Below are 14,004 nucleotides of genomic sequence, written 5' to 3' on the forward strand. Positions count from 1 at the left end.
GCGGCGCATTCCGCGGGGCATTCCACAGGGCAGGACGAATGAACGGAAACGTGTATGGCTGACGAGGTCACCGGCATTGTCGGGGCGGGCATCATCGGGCTCGCGATCGGCCGGGAGATCACCCGGCGGCGTCCGGGGACACGGGTCGTCGTGCTGGAGAAGGAAGACCGCGTCGCCGTTCACCAGACGGGGCACAATTCCGGCGTCGTCCACGCGGGCATTTACTACAAGCCCGGCAGCCTCAAGGCGGAACTGTGCACGCGCGGCAAGTCCATGCTGCGCGAATACTGCGCCGAACGGGAGATCCCCTACGACGAGTGCGGCAAGCTCGTCGTCGCCGTCGACGAGGAGGACGTGGCCCGGCTGGACGACCTGGAGGCCCGCGCCGACGTGAACGCCGTCCCCGGCATGCGGCGCCTGGACGCGGCCGGAATCCGCGAGATCGAGCCGTACGCCGCGGGCCTGGCGGCGCTGCACTCCCCGCACACCGCCATCACCGACTACACGCGGATCGCCCGGTCGTTCGCCGACGACATCATCGGCGCGGGCGGCGAGGTCCGGTTCTCCTTCCCCGTCACCGGCATCGAGACCACCGGCGGCGGGCTGGAGGTCGCCTCCGGCGACGAGACCGTGCGGGTCGACGACCTGATCATCTGCGCGGGGATCCACACCGACGTCGTTTCCGGCCTCGCGGGCGACGACCCCGGGCCGCGGATCATCCCGTTTCGGGGCGAGTACATGACCATCGTCCCGGCGAAGGCGCACATGGTCCGCGGCCTGATCTACCCGGTCCCCGACCCGCGCTACCCGTTCCTCGGCGTGCACTTCACCCGGCGCGTGTCCGGCGGCGTCGAGGTCGGCCCGAACGCCGTCCTCGCCCTCGCCCGCGAGGGGTACCGCCGCTCGGACGTGTCGCTGCGGGATCTGCGCGGCATCGCCGGCTGGCGCGGCTCGTGGCGCATGGCGCGGCGGCATTGGCGCACCGGCGTCCGGGAGATGCACGGGTCCCTGTCGAAGCGCGCGTACATGAAGGCGGCACGGCGGTACGTGCCGGACATCGCCGCCGGGGACGTCGTCCGGGCCGGGGCCGGGGTGCGCGCCCAGGCCCTCGACCGCGACGGCGCCCTGGTGGACGACTTCCGCGTCCACCGGCTCGGCCGGGTCACCGCCGTCCGCAACGCGCCCTCACCCGCCGCGACGTCGTCCATGGCCATAGCCGAGTACATCCTCGACGTCATCGAAGGAAAGAAAACAGTCTGACGACCGCCGCGATTCATGCAACAAGCGATTGCGCGGCACGGACTCCCCAGAACCGGACCACCGCTTTACCGTAAGAACTGCATTTCAATCATATGCACTAATGGGAAAATGCCCCAATGGAAACGGAGCATGCCATGTTCGTCGTCGATTCACAGGTCCACATCTGGAAGGAAGAGACGCCCGACCGGCCGTGGGTTCCCGGAGCCCGCGAGCGGATCCGGCTGAACGGCCACCGTGAGGACCCCTTCAGCTACGAGGAGTGCCTCGCCCTCATGGACGAGGCCGGCGTCAACCGCGCGCTCATCCTGCCCCCGTCCTGGGAGGGCAACCGGATCGACTACTCCCTGGAGGCCTGCGAGGCCCACCCCGAGCGCTTCGGGATCATGGCCCGCATCCCGCAGGACGACCCGGTCGAGGGCACGGCGATGCTGAAGGACTTCGCCCAGAACCCCTACATCAGGGGCACCCGCCTCACCTTCCACCGCCCCCAGGACCGCAACTGGATGATCGACGGCACCAACGACTGGTACTGGCCGGTGGCCGAGGAACTGGGCATCCCCACCATGGTGCACGCGCCGATCTGGAAGGCCGAGCTCGGCGCCATCGCCGCGAAGCACCCCGGCCTGAAGATCATCATCGACCACATGGGCATCATGGCCCGCTGCGTGGACGACGCGATCGGCTACTGGGTCCAGGAGACCGCGGACCTGCACGAGCACCCCAACATCTACGTCAAGGTGTCCGCGCTGCCCGGCTACTCGACCCAGCCGTTCCCGAACCTCAACATCGAGAAGTACGTGCGGGAGATGGTCGACAAGATGGGCTCCCGGCGCTGCTTCTGGGGCACCGACATCACCCGCCTCCTCGGCCACGGCCTCACCTACACCGACACGATCGAGCAGTTCACCAAGCACTTCGACTTCACCGCCGAGGAGCTTGAGTGGATCATGGGCCGGGGCATCTGCGAGGTCCTCGACTGGCCGATCGAGAGCTGACCGCGTCCATGGCGAACACCCACAATGCGAACGCAGCCGATGGCGGAGGCGCGGTCGATGGCGGCGACGCCGTCGTCAGCGCGTTCAACGCGATCGGATCCGACTACATCTTCTCCTCGCCGGGCTCGGAGTGGGCCCCGGTCTGGGAGTCGCTGGCCCGGCGCCATCGTGACGGCCTGCCCTGCCCGAAGTACCTCGACCTGACGCACGAGACGGTCGCGGTCGGCATGGCCACCGGCTACGGCCTGGTGACCCGCCGTCCCCAGGGCGTCCTTCTGCACGCCGGCCCCGGCCTGCTGCAGGGTTCGATGGCCGTCCACGGTGCCCTGCTGGCGGGGGTGCCGATGGTCGTCGCGTCGTCGGAGTCCAGTACCTACGGCGACGGGGACGGGCCCGATCCGGGCGGCCAGTGGTACCGCAACCTGTCGGTCGTGGGCGGCCCGCACCAGATGGCGCGGCCGTGGGTGAAATGGGCCAATCAGGCCGGTGACGTGTCGGTGCTGCGCGGCATGATGACGCGCGCCGCCGAACTCGCCGTCCGGGCTCCGGCGGGGCCGGTCTACCTCAACGTCCCCCTGGAAGTCCTGCTGGACCCGTGGGACGAGCGCGAGCTGAAGCCCGTCGCTCCCAGGGGGACGACGGTCAGCGCCCCCGAGGACATCGAGGCCGTCCTCGGGCTGCTGGCCGACGCGGAGAACCCGGTGATCGTCACCGAGACCGCGGGCCGCGAGGCCGGGGGGATGGCGGCGCTCACCGACTTCGCCGAGACGCTGCAGATCCCCGTGATCGAGCCCGGCGGTTCGACCGTGTGCACCAACTTCCCCCGGACGCACCTCCTGCACGCGGGCGGCGACATCGAGCCCTACATGGACACCGCGGACCTGATCGTGCTGGTGAACTGCCGGGCCCCGTTCTACCCGCCGAGCAGGCGCCCGGCCAGGGCGAAGGTCGTCGTGATCGATGACGTGCCGCAACGTCCGCACATGGCCTACCAGGTCCACCACGCCGACCTTCACCTCGAAGGGGGCGTCGCCGCGACGCTCCGCGAACTGGCCCGGCGGGCCCGCGACGAGGGCGTCGCCGGCGACGACCGGGTCGAGCCGCGGCGCGAAGCACGGCGGGCGCGGCACGCGTCCGACGCGGCGGCGCTGGAGGACGCCGAGACCCGCGCGGCCGAGGGCGACGGAATCGACCCGATCCGCGTCGCCGTCGCGCTCCGCGAACTGCTCGCCGCCGACGACCCCATCGTCGTGGACGAGACCATCACCCACAGCCGGTTCGTCAAGCGTCACCTGCTGCGCAGCACCCCGGACTCCTACTTCTACGTGCAGGGCGGCCTTGGCCAGGGGATCGCCGTCGCGATGGGGGTCAAGCTCGCCGCACCGGACCGGCCGGTCGTGTTCACCGTGGGCGACGGGTCGTTCATGTACAACCCGATCGTCCAGTCGCTCGACGCCTCCAAGGCGTACGGGATCCCCCTGCTGATCGTCATCTTCAACAACCGCAAGTACCTGTCGATGAAGATGAACCACCTCCGGTTCTACCCGGAGGGCGCGGCGGTGGAGACCGGCGAGTTCCTCGGCGTGGACCTGGCCGGGCAGCCCGAGCTCGCGCGGTTCGCCGAGCCGTTCGGCATGCACGCCGAGACCGTCGAGCACGCAGGGGAGCTCGTACCCGCGCTGGACCGGGCGATGAAGTCCGTCCGCGGCGGGACGACCGCCATCGTCAACATCTCCGTTTCCCGCTGACCGCAACGTCTCCGGCTGACCCAGAAATCGGAGCATCACCCATGCCACCAGCACCGAAAGTCGTGGTACCCGCCAAGGAACTGTCGGGGTTCGTCACGGACCTGTTCGTCCGGGCGGGCGTCCGGCCCGAGCACGCCGCCACGCTCACCGAGGTCCTGATCTGGGCGAGCCTGCGGGGCGTCGATTCCCACGGTGCCTCGCGGGTGCCCCGCTACCTGGAGATGTTCGAGTCCGGGGTCGCGAACGCCGCCCCCGACATCCGGGTCGTGTCCGAGGCCGCCGCGGTGGCCGTCGTGGACGCCGACCGCGCACCCGGACCCGTCGCGCTGACCGTCGCCGCCGACGAAGCGGTGCGCCGGGCCCGCGCCAACGGAATCGGCGCCGCGGGCGTGCGCGGCACCGTCCACACCGGCGCGATCGGCTACTACACGTCCCGGATCGCCGAGTCGGGCCTCGCCGGCATCGGGTTCGTGGCCGGGATGCCGAACATGAGCTACACCGGGGTCAAGGGCGCCGCCGTGGCGACCAGCCCGCTGTCGGTCGCGGTGCCCGCCGAGGGACACGCCCCCGCGCTGCTCGACATGGCGACCGCCCAGATCGCCCTCGGCAAGATCGCCCAGTACCGCAACGCGGGCAGGACGCTCCCCGAAGGCGCGGCGGCCACCGCCGACGGCGTTCCCACCACCGACCCGAACGTCGCCAAGATTCCGCTGCCGCTCGGCGGCACCAAGGGCGCGGGCATGTCCCTGATGTTCGAGCTGATCACCAGCGTCCTGCTCGGCGCACCGATCCTGTCGTCGTTCCACGGCGACGACCCGGCGGGCCGCAAGCACCGGCAGAACGCCCTGCTCATCGCCCTCGACCCGGCCGCGTTCGGCGGTGACGGCTTCGCGGCGGCTGCCGGGACGACGCTGGAGACCCTCAAGGGCCTGACCCGCGCGGACGAGGACACCGAAATCGTGTACCCGGGCGAGCGCAGCGCGGCCACCGCGGAGACCCGCACCACCAAGGGCGTCCCGATAGCAGCGAAGGTCTGGAACGAACTGCGGACGGCCGCGGACAAGCTAGGGGCAACACCTCCCCACCCCGCCAACTAACACGGCCCGTCGCCTAACACGGCCGACATCCGAGAGAGGTCTCATTGGCAGAACGTCCAGTACAGCCGGAACATTCGGCACGGTTGGAACGTCCGGGGCGTTCGGGGCGCAGGAATCCGCGGACCAGGAACGCGCGGGTGCGCAGCGTCGAGCGTGTCACTCCGCACATGATCCGGCTCGTGGTCGGCGGGCCGGGCCTGGGGGACTTCAGCGCGGACCAGTACACCGACCACTACATCAAGCTGCTGTTCCCGGTCGCGGGTGTCGCCTACCCGGAGCCGTTCGACCTTCAGCAGATCCGGGAGCAACTGCCGCGTGACAAGTGGCCGAGCATGCGGACTTACACCGTGCGCCGCTGGGACGCCGGCAACCGTGAACTGACCATCGACGTCGTGCACCACGGCGATGAAGGCCTCGCAGGCCCGTGGGCGGCGCAGGTGCAGCCGGGCGACGACGTCCACTTCACCGGGCCCGGCGGCGGGTACGCCCCCGATCCGGATGCGGACTGGCACCTGCTGGCCGGCGACGAGAGCGCGCTCCCCGCCATCGCCGCCTTCCTGGAGAGGCTGCCGGCCGGAGCGCCGGCCCACGTCTTCATCGAGGTCAGCGGCCCCGGGGAGGAGCAGATGCTGGAGACGTCCGGCGACGCGTCCGTCACCTGGCTGCACCGGGACGGCTCCCCGCCCGGAGACGCTCTCGTGCGCGCGGTCACCGGCCTTGAGTTCCCGTCCGGTACCCCGCAGGCGTTCGTGCACGGCGAGGCCGGCTCCGTGAAGGAACTCAGGCGGTTCCTCCTTCGCGAACGCGGCGTCCCCCGCGACCGCGTGTCCATCTCCGGCTACTGGAGGCTCGGCCAGGACGAGGACGGCTGGCAGGCCGGCAAGCGGGAGTGGAATCGCCAGGTCGAGGAGGAGCAGGACGGCGGGTGAACGCCACGCGCCCGGCACGGGCTTTCGCGCCCCGGCGCGTACCTTCCCGTGCTGGGACGTGCCTTCCCCGTGCTGGTGAATAAGGTGCGGGGATGACCGTTCATCCGAGGCCGTCGTCTCGGGCGCGTGAGCTCGTCCGGGGCGCTTACGACGTGCACATACATGTGGCGCCTGACGTGATGGAACGCCGCATCGACGACCTCGCGCTCGCGCCGAGGTTCGCGGAGGTGGGCCTGGCCGGATTCGTGCTGAAGTCGCACTATTTCCCCACCGCAGAGCGCGCCGCCCTGGTGCGCGCCGCGGTTCCCGGCTTCGGCGCGGTCGGTGCGATCACTCTGAACGGCTCGGTCGGCGGGATGAATCCCGTTGCGGTGGAACTCGCCGGGCGCTCCGGGGCGCAGTTCGCCTGGCTGCCGACCGTCGACAGCGCCAACCAGCGCGAATGCACGGCGAGCGACCCCGAGGGCGCGCGTCCGCCGATGTGGGCGCGGCTCCAGGAGGAGTTGCGTGCCGAGGGCATGGCGGCCGACCCCGTGGACGTCGTCGACGCGGACGGACGGGTCACCGGCGCCACCCGCCAGGTCCTCCAGGTGATCGCCAAGCACGACATGACGCTGGCGACCGGCCACCTCGGCACGGCGGAGATCGCCGTCGTCGTGGACCGGCCGTCGCGGCGGGTGTGCGCCGCATCGTCGTGACGCACCCCGAGTTCACGTCCCAGCGGGTCGGGGTGGAGCGGCAGCGGGAACTCGCGGCGAAGGGCGCCCTGATGGAACGCTGCTTCACGACGCCGTACACCGGGAAGGTCTCCTGGGACGTCTGGGTGGACAACATCCGGGCGGTGGGGCCCGAGCACTCCGTCCTGTCCAGCGACCTTGGGCAGCCGTTCAACCCGCCCGTCGAGGACGGCCTGGCGCTGATGGCCGACCGCCTGCTGGCCGAGGGCTTCACCGAGGACGACGTCCGCCTGATGGCGGTCCGGAACAGCCGCTGGCTGACCGGCGCCGGCGACCGGGCCTAGGCCGTGTTTAGAAAGGTGTCGGCGAGCCTGGGCCGGGGTTGTCAAGGCCGCCTCGGTGGTGGGTGAGTGCGGGCGGGCCCTGCCGTGAAGGCGGCTGCCATTGGACTTCGATTGCGTGTTCGAATGATGTGACTTAATGTATCCGTCTTGATGCAGTCTGCAGCCGGTCGTGAGGAGGCCACCCTCCCCGTCTCTGCCGTCAGCGAGGCTGTCTCGGTGCTGTCCGGCGGCGCGCCTCCGGCTGGAGGGCCTATTCGGGGCGGCGTGGAATGTGAAGCGGGCGTTGCGGCACGATGCCCGGTCCCGCGCACTGGCCTACCGGGCCGGGCACCGGCGCCGCCGCACCCCGGCCGAGGCCAAGGTGTGGCGGGTGCGGCTGGGGTTGTCTCGGGACGCGTTGGAGCGTGCGGGGTATCGGCATCTGGACGCTTCGGGGCATCTGAGGCATCACCTGTCCAAGGCCGTGGCCATGCACCTGGCCGACGAGGTGTGGAACGGCCTGGAACGGCACCTGTTCGCCGACGGGTCGGGGCGCCGCCAGGGTGTGCCCAAAGTGGGTTCGTGGTGGGAGTTCACCCGGATTCCGGGACGTGCCCGTTCCCACACCAAGTCCCGTAAGTGGGAGACGTTCCGGTTGCACGGCACCCTGGCCGGTCACCTTGCCGCCCACCGTGCGCCCGGACTGCCCGAAGGCACCACACCGCAGGAGGCGGCGGCGTTGCCGCCGGGGACCGGCGTGCTGGCCCAGCCCCGCACGATGCGTGTGCCGTCGGCGCCCCGGGGCCGGGGGAACAAGGGGGTGTGGTGGGAGCATGACGGGCCGCTGACGCTGGTGTACGCGGGTGGCCCGGATGGGCGCCGGGGTGATCTGGTGGTGCCGGTGCGGCTGCCGCAGGGCGCGGGCCAGTGGCCGCACCTTGTGCACACCCTGAACGATCCGGAGGCGTTCCACAAGGTCGATCTGGTGCGCCGCCAGGATCCGGCCGAGCCGGGCGGGTGGGAGTACGAGGCGCACTTGATGGTGCTGGCGCGCGCCTATGTTCCTGCGTCGACGGCGGCGCGGCGGTCCCAGGCCCCCAAGGGGCGCCGGGGCGGGGTGGACGGCAACGTCTCCAACCTCGCCGTGGTCTCTGCCCCCGCCGAGCCCGCCCCCGCCGGAGCGGCTGCCGCCACGGCGTCGCCGCACACGGCGGTGACCTCTTCGGGGGTGGTTTCGTCGAAGGTCGCGATGCCGCCCGACGAGCGGGACCGGATCGCCCGGCGGGAGCGTAAACGGCGGTGTCGGCAGCGGGCGCTGGAACGCTCGCGCCGCGCGTCCAACACCGCCCAGTACAAGCTGAGCAAGCGCCAGCGTAAACGCCAACGCCGCCGTGAGGCGGCCGGGCTTCCGTCCCGGCAGGTGCCGGTGCCCGGCGGGCCGCGCCTGGCCCGCGCCGACGGCAGACCCCGCCGCTCCTACCGCCGCGACACCCTCTCGGGCACCTACCGGCGGCTGCGCGCCCGGGACGCGGCCGCCGCGCAGCGCACCACCCAATCCCGCAAGACCCGCGCCCGGGACGCGGCCGCCGCGCAGCGCACCACCCAATCCCGCAAGACCCGCGCCCGGCAGACCGCCGGGCAGATCGTCGCCGTGCACGGCCCCCATCTGGTGATCGAGGACTGCGACATCCGCGGCTGGTTCCGGCTGTGGGGACGGGCCTGTGCCCGCTTCACCCCCGGCATGCTCATCACCGCCCTGGACGGTGAATGCGCCAAGGCAGGCGGACGGCTGCTGCGGGCCTCAACCCGCACCACCGCCCTGTCCCAGCACTGCCCCTGCGGACGCCGCGTCCCCAAACCCCTGAGCGTCCGCACCCACCACTGCCGCATCGCCGACGGCGGCTGCGGCCTCACCGGAGACCGCGACCTCATCGCCGCCGCCCTGGCCGCCTTCGTCCACCTAAACGATCCCGATGACCCGTCCACCGCACGGGTGGACCATGAAACCTCCCGCCGCGTCCTGTGCACGGGCGGGCCAGGGCTACCTGGAGCCCTGACCGAGTCAACCGCACCCATCCCCACACCCAGCGCCCGAGCCGGCGTCGGGTCGGGGACCGCGGCAGCCACCCCCACCAAACCCCGCCGCCGCAAACCACGGCGACACAACCGGCGGGTGGCCTCTGCTCGGCGAACCCGGACCAGTACGGCGCCAACCCCGGATGAACCACCCCAAACCGCCACACCGGCGGGCGAGGCAATGGTCACACCGGACAGACACCGACCACGAACCCGGCTGTTCAACAAACCCCCACCACGGGACTTGTTAAACAGGCCTTAGACGAGGACGCCCGGGTTGAGGATGCCGGCCGGGTCCAGTGCGGATTTCGCGGCGGTCAGCGCGGCGGCGAACGGGTCGGGGCGCTGGCGGTCGTACCAGGGACGGTGGTCGCGGCCGACCGCGTGATGGTGGGTGATCGTGCCGCCGTTCGCCGCGATCGCCTCGGACACCGCGGCCTTGATCTCGTCCCACTGGGCGACGGTGGAGCCCCAGCGGCCGGGCGCGTAGACGCCGAAGTACGGCGCGGGCCCGTCCGGGTAGACGTGGGTGAACCGGCAGGTCACCACGCCGCCGCCCGCGATCTCGTGGACGGCCCGCCGCGCCGCCTCGGTGACCGCGCCGTGCAGTTCCCCGAACCGGTCCCAGGTGCACGCCGTCTCGAACGTCTCGACGATCAGGGAGTGCCGGGCCAGCGCGTCCCGCTGATACGGCATCCGCAGGAACGACGACCGCCAGGTGTCACCGGCGCTCTCTCCTCTGGGCTCGTCGGGCGCCTCGCCGCCGTGGTCGCGGCACAGTTGCAGCGCCCGGTCCAAGGACGCCTGCACCGGATGGTCGGCGGACTCGAACGCGACCAGCAGTACGCCGCCGTCCACGGCGACACCCGTGTTGACCAGCGCTTCGGCGGCGTCGAGCAGCCGGCAGTTCGCCGGGTACAGCCCGCTCTGCGCGATCGCCCGGGTGGCCGCGACCGCCGCGGTGTAGTCGGCGAAGCGCACCGACGCCTTGGCCCGCCAGCGCGGACGCTTCTGCACCCGCATCCACGCCTCGGTGATGATCCCCAGGGCGCCTTCGCTGCCGAGGAACAGCCGGTCGGGGGACGGCCCGGCGCCGGAGCCCGGCAGCCGCCGTGACTCACCGACCCCGCTGGGGGTGACGACGCGCATCGACTCGACCATGTCGTCGATGTGCGTGTACAGGGTCGCGTAGTGGCCGCCCGCGCGGGTGGCCAGCCAGCCGCCCAGTGTGGAGAACTCGAACGACTGGGGGAAGTGCCGCAGCGTCAGCCCGTGCGGCCGGAGCTGCTCTTCCAGGTGGGGGCCGAACACGCCGGCCTGGACGCGGGCGGCGCGGCTCACCGGGTCGATCTCCAGGACGCGGTCCAGCCGCTCAAGATCGACGGTGACGACCGGGCGGTCGTCGAACCGCGGCTCGACGCCGCCGACCACCGAGCTGCCGCCGCCGTAGGGGATGACGGCGATGCCGTCGCGGCCGCACCAGTCGAGCAGGTCGATCAGGTCGCGTTCGTCGCGGGGGCGGGCGACGAGGTCCGGGACGTGCCGCAGATCCCCGTGCAGGTTGCGCACGACATCCCGGAACGCCTTGCCGTGCGCGTGGGCGGCGCGGTCGGCCGGATCGGCGGAGCACAGCCCGGCGAGGGCGTCCGGGGCGCCGACCCGTGGGGCGGGCAGGCCGAGCGCCTCGATGCCCGGCGGCTCATGGCCGGTCAGGTCATCGGACGTCAGCGCGCGGACCCGGGAGAGCAGGGCGTCCAGTTCCTTGCCCTGAACCGCGTCCTCGACGTTGCCCCATCCCCACCACGACCGCGTCATGACCGCTCCCTCCGGATCGAGCCCACCGTATCCGCGGTGGGCGCGGGTGCCCGGGCCGGGACGTCAGTTCGCGGCGGGGAAGGGACCGGCGCGGCCGAGCAGTGCCTGCACCGGGTTGTCGAGGCGTCCGGAGAGCCACGCCGCCGTCTCGGTGACCGTGCTCATCTCGACGCCGGTGGCGACGCCCGTGCGGTCCAGCGCGTACACCAGGTCCTCCGTCGCGATGTTGCCGGTGGCGGCGGGCGCGAAGGGGCAGCCGCCGAATCCGCCGGTGCTGGCGTCCAGCGCGCTCACGCCGTGGTCGAGCGCGGTGAGGGCGTTGGCGTACCCGGTGTTGCGGGTGTTGTGGAAGTGGCAGCGCAGCGGGACGTCCGGCGCGATCTGCGCGGCGCCCGTCAGCAGCGTGCGCACCTGCGCGGGGACGCCGACGCCGATCGTGTCGGCGATGGCGATCTCGTCGGGCTCGCTTTCGGCGACCCGCCGGACGAGGTCGAGGACCTTGTCGGCCGGCACCTCGCCCTCGAACGGGCAGCCGAACGCGGCGGCGATGGTGACCGTGCGGTAGACCCCGGCGGCGCGGGCCCGCTCGGCGATGCGGGCCCAGTTGCCGACGCCCTCCTCGACGGAGCAGCCCTGGTTGCGGCGGCTGAACTCGTCGGTGGACACCACGACGACGTTGACCTCGTCGACCCCGGCCGCGAGCGCCCGGTCGAGCCCGCGCGGGTTGAGGACGAGCCCGGCGTAGCTGACCCCGTCGACACGGGGGAGCCGCTCCATCACCGCCTCGGCGTCCGCCATCTGCGGGACCCGCTTGGGGTTGACGAAGCTGACGGCCTCGATCCGGCGCAGCCCGGCGGCGACGCTGCGCTCGATGAGCCGGACCTTGTCGGCGGCCGGGAGGATCGCGGCCTCGTTCTGCAGCCCGTCCCGGGGCCCGACCTCGATCAGTTCGACATCCGCCATGAGGCTCCCTTGTATGCAATGAGTGGCCGATATGGAGAATTTACCCAGGTCATGGCTTGTGTCAAGCGGATACATTGCTTATGTTGCATGCAATCGATCCCCGAGGAGGTTCGGATGGTCCGAGCCGTGGACCGGGTCCACACACGGCTGCGCGCCGACATCCTGGACGGCGTCCACCCGCCCGGCGCGCGCCTCGGCGAAGCCGAGCTGGCCGACGCCACCGGCTCCAGCCGGACACCGGTCCGGGAGGCGCTGCGCAAGCTGGAGGCCGAGGGGCTCGTCGAGATCCTGCCGCACCGCGGCGCACGGGTCCCGGACTGGACACCGGACGACCTCGAGGAGATCTACGACCTGCGGATGCTGCTGGAGGGCGCCGCCGCCCGGCGGGCCGCCACCCGGATCGAACCCGGGGACGCCGACCGGATGGCCGAGCTGTGCGACCTCATCGAGCGGGCCGCCGAGCCGGGCGCCGGGCAGGACCTCGACCGGGTCGCCGAGCTGAACGCCGAGTTCCACGGCATCGTCCGCGCCGCCGCGGCCAGCGGCCGGCTGGTGTCCATGCTCGGCGCCGTCACGCAGCTTCCGCTGGTGATGCGCACCTTCCACCGCTACTCGCCGGACGACCTCATCCGCAGCTTCGCGCACCACCGCGAACTCGTCGCCGCCCTCCGCGCGGGCGACGGCACCTGGGCCGAGTCGGTGACGCGCGCCCATGTGCTCGCCGCCAAGGCGGTGCTGCTCCGCGGCACCGGAGCCTGACCCCGGCCCCGGAACCGAACTGGCCCCGGAACCGAACCGAGCTCCCCGAGCCCGACCGAACCAACGCGAGCCGACCGAGGGCACGCGAGCCCGACCGAACACATGAAAGAGGACCCGCCAGATGTCCATCGAAAACGGCGCCGCACCGGACGCCCGAGGCCCGCTCTCCGACCTGCGCGTCGTGGAGATGGGCCAGCTGCTCGCCGGCCCGTTCTGCGGGCAGCTCCTCGGCGACTTCGGCGCCGAGGTGATCAAGCTGGAGTCGCCGGGCGCGGGTGACCCGATGCGCCAGTGGGGACGGGAGAAGCCGCACGGCAAGTCCCTGTGGTGGCCGGTGGTCGCGCGCAACAAGAAGTCGGTGACCTGCAACCTGCGCACGCCCGAGGGCCAGGACCTCGCACGGCGGATCATCGCTCAGGCCGACATCGTCGTGGAGAACTTCCGTCCCGGGACGCTGGAGCGCTGGGGCCTGGACTTCGACCGGCTCCGGGAGACCAACCCGGGCCTCGTGCTCGTGCGCGTGTCGGGTTTCGGGCAGAGCGGCCCGTACGCCCCGCGCGCCGGATACGGGTCCATCGGCGAGGCGATGGGCGGCATCAGGTACGTGACCGGCGATCCGGACAAGGCCCCGTCCCGCGCCGGGATCTCGCTCGGCGACTCGCTCGCCGCGGTGTTCGCCACGATCGGCACCCTCGTCGCGGTGCACCACCGCACCCGCACCGGACGGGGCCAGATCGTCGACTCGGCCATCTACGAGGCGGTGCTGGCGATGATGGAGTCGCTGCTGCCCGAGTGGGCCGTCGCCGGCTACCAGCGCGAACGCACCGGGTCGGTGCTGCCGAACGTGTCGCCCAGCAACGTCTATCCGACCGCGTCCGGCGAGATGATCCTGATCGCCGCCAACCAGGACACCGTCTTCACACGGCTCGCCAAGACGATGGGCCGCCCGGAGCTGAGCGACGACCCGCGCTACGCCGGGCACGCCGCCCGCGGGCAGAACATGGCCGAACTGGACGAGCTGATCTCCGCCTGGTCGGCGGGCATCGAGACCGGCGAGCTCCTGGAGACCCTCCACGCGAGCGGCGTCCCCGCGGGCCGTATCTACACCGCCAGGGACATGTTCGAGGACCCGCACTTCGCCGCCCGCGACGCGATCGTGCGGCTGGCGCACCCCGACTTCGGCGAACTGCCGATGCACAACGCGTTCCCCAAGCTCAGCGAGTCCCCCGGGTCGGTTCGGCACCCCGGCCCGGGGCTCGGGGAGCACAACCAGGAGGTGTACGGCGGCCTCCTGGACCTTCACAAGGACGAGATCGCAGCGCTGTCAGAGCGCGGGATCGTCTGACCCACGGCACCGGGAGG

The 14,004-nt window shown here is 71.8% G+C and carries 12 protein-coding genes; 10 read left to right on the top strand and 2 right to left on the bottom strand.

The genetic code is table 11. The features are described from left to right. The first annotated feature begins 54 nt into the window (after nucleotides 1–54). The 8 genes from lhgO (at nucleotide 55) to AB0C35_RS12315 (ending at nucleotide 9,367) form a co-directional block, all read left to right on the top strand. The gene (gene lhgO / locus AB0C35_RS12280) at nucleotides 55–1,260 is read left to right on the top strand and encodes an L-2-hydroxyglutarate oxidase (protein WP_358453755.1); all 1,206 of its coding nucleotides are present in this window, start codon (nucleotides 55–57) and stop codon (nucleotides 1,258–1,260) included. A 116-nt stretch (nucleotides 1,261–1,376) separates the two neighbouring features. Then, on the top strand, nucleotides 1,377–2,255 hold the full coding sequence (locus AB0C35_RS12285; RefSeq protein ID WP_358453757.1) for an amidohydrolase family protein: 879 nt from the start codon (nucleotides 1,377–1,379) through the stop codon (nucleotides 2,253–2,255). Next, nucleotides 2,201–4,003 carry a thiamine pyrophosphate-dependent enzyme gene (locus AB0C35_RS12290; protein WP_358453760.1) on the top strand — a complete coding sequence of 601 codons (1,803 nt, stop codon included), beginning with the start codon at nucleotides 2,201–2,203 and terminating at the stop codon, nucleotides 4,001–4,003. The genes AB0C35_RS12285 and AB0C35_RS12290 overlap by 55 nt, the downstream gene beginning before the upstream one ends. Before the next feature lie 41 nt (nucleotides 4,004–4,044). After that, entirely contained in the window at nucleotides 4,045–5,100 is a 1,056-nt protein-coding gene (locus AB0C35_RS12295) for an Ldh family oxidoreductase (protein WP_358453762.1), read from the top strand. 137 nt (nucleotides 5,101–5,237) lie between these two features. After that, entirely contained in the window at nucleotides 5,238–6,029 is a 792-nt protein-coding gene (locus AB0C35_RS12300; RefSeq protein ID WP_358453765.1) for a siderophore-interacting protein, read from the top strand. Nucleotides 6,030–6,121: 92 nt separating this feature from the next. Further along, nucleotides 6,122–6,727, top strand: coding sequence for a DUF6282 family protein (locus tag AB0C35_RS12305; RefSeq protein ID WP_358453768.1), 606 nt, complete (start codon nucleotides 6,122–6,124; stop codon nucleotides 6,725–6,727). After that, entirely contained in the window at nucleotides 6,724–7,050 is a 327-nt protein-coding gene (locus AB0C35_RS12310; protein ID WP_358453770.1) for a hypothetical protein, read from the top strand. The genes AB0C35_RS12305 and AB0C35_RS12310 overlap by 4 nt, the downstream gene beginning before the upstream one ends. Nucleotides 7,051–7,333: 283 nt before the next feature. Next, nucleotides 7,334–9,367 (top strand): hypothetical protein, encoded by a 2,034-nt coding sequence (locus tag AB0C35_RS12315; RefSeq protein ID WP_358453773.1) that lies wholly within the window; start codon nucleotides 7,334–7,336, stop codon nucleotides 9,365–9,367. Here the strand turns inward: AB0C35_RS12315 and AB0C35_RS12320 are convergent. Together AB0C35_RS12320 and AB0C35_RS12325 are read right to left on the bottom strand one after the other, a co-directional pair. After that, a complete protein-coding gene (locus AB0C35_RS12320; protein ID WP_358453774.1) occupies nucleotides 9,364–10,920 on the bottom strand; it encodes an FAD-binding oxidoreductase in 1,557 nt (518 codons plus the stop codon). The genes AB0C35_RS12315 and AB0C35_RS12320 overlap by 4 nt on opposite strands. A gap of 63 nt (nucleotides 10,921–10,983) precedes the next feature. Next, entirely contained in the window at nucleotides 10,984–11,883 is a 900-nt protein-coding gene (locus tag AB0C35_RS12325; RefSeq protein WP_358453777.1) for a hydroxymethylglutaryl-CoA lyase, read from the bottom strand. A gap of 114 nt (nucleotides 11,884–11,997) precedes the next feature. Between AB0C35_RS12325 and AB0C35_RS12330 the strand changes: the two genes are divergently transcribed. Both AB0C35_RS12330 and AB0C35_RS12335 read left to right on the top strand, forming a co-directional pair. Next, nucleotides 11,998–12,642 (top strand): GntR family transcriptional regulator, encoded by a 645-nt coding sequence (locus tag AB0C35_RS12330; RefSeq protein WP_358453780.1) that lies wholly within the window; start codon nucleotides 11,998–12,000, stop codon nucleotides 12,640–12,642. Nucleotides 12,643–12,763: 121 nt separating this feature from the next. Next, nucleotides 12,764–13,987 (top strand): CoA transferase, encoded by a 1,224-nt coding sequence (locus AB0C35_RS12335; protein ID WP_358453783.1) that lies wholly within the window; start codon nucleotides 12,764–12,766, stop codon nucleotides 13,985–13,987. Nucleotides 13,988–14,004 lie beyond the last annotated feature (17 nt).

Origin of the sequence: Spirillospora sp. NPDC048819 (assembly GCF_040650055.1) — a bacterium.
GTDB lineage: Bacteria > Actinomycetota > Actinomycetes > Streptosporangiales > Streptosporangiaceae > Spirillospora.

Excerpts from the sequence above, each read along its gene's own strand:
- AB0C35_RS12330 (WP_358453780.1), top strand. The coding sequence starts at position 11,998 with ATGGTCCGAGCCGTGGACCGGGTCCACACACGGCTGCGCGCCGACATC.
- AB0C35_RS12305 (WP_358453768.1), top strand. The coding sequence starts at position 6,122 with ATGACCGTTCATCCGAGGCCGTCGTCTCGGGCGCGTGAGCTCGTCCGG.
- AB0C35_RS12335 (WP_358453783.1), top strand. The coding sequence starts at position 12,764 with ATGTCCATCGAAAACGGCGCCGCACCGGACGCCCGAGGCCCGCTCTCC.
- AB0C35_RS12325 (WP_358453777.1), bottom strand. The coding sequence starts at position 11,883 with ATGGCGGATGTCGAACTGATCGAGGTCGGGCCCCGGGACGGGCTGCAG.
- AB0C35_RS12295 (WP_358453762.1), top strand. The coding sequence starts at position 4,045 with ATGCCACCAGCACCGAAAGTCGTGGTACCCGCCAAGGAACTGTCGGGG.
- AB0C35_RS12320 (WP_358453774.1), bottom strand. The coding sequence starts at position 10,920 with ATGACGCGGTCGTGGTGGGGATGGGGCAACGTCGAGGACGCGGTTCAG.
- lhgO (WP_358453755.1), top strand. The coding sequence starts at position 55 with ATGGCTGACGAGGTCACCGGCATTGTCGGGGCGGGCATCATCGGGCTC.
- AB0C35_RS12285 (WP_358453757.1), top strand. The coding sequence starts at position 1,377 with ATGGAAACGGAGCATGCCATGTTCGTCGTCGATTCACAGGTCCACATC.